This window comes from Paenarthrobacter nicotinovorans (genome assembly GCF_007670255.1).
GTDB lineage: Bacteria > Actinomycetota > Actinomycetes > Actinomycetales > Micrococcaceae > Arthrobacter > Arthrobacter nicotinovorans_B.
Genome location: NZ_SZVS01000042.1, coordinates 1 through 202, shown reverse-complemented (window position 1 = coordinate 202; position 202 = coordinate 1). Strand labels below are relative to the sequence as shown.

General features: G+C 66.8%; 1 pseudogene. It reads left to right on the top strand.

Annotated features, from left to right (window positions below):
- Window positions 1-202 (top strand): annotated as a pseudogene (locus tag FDP28_RS20450) (TasA family protein); the annotation flags it as partial.

Here is a 202-nt window from a genome sequence, read left to right as displayed (position 1 = left end):
CCACCACCGCCGGCGCCACCGGGTCCCTGCTCACCACCGACACCACCAACGGCCTGCAACTGACCATCGAAAACTGCAGTGTTGCCTGGACCGGTGCGGCCGCCCCCTACACCTGCGGCGGAACGAAAACCACCGTCCTGGCCTCGGCGCCGGTCATCACAGCGAACAAGGTCCTCAACAACCTCACCTCCCTGACCTCGGC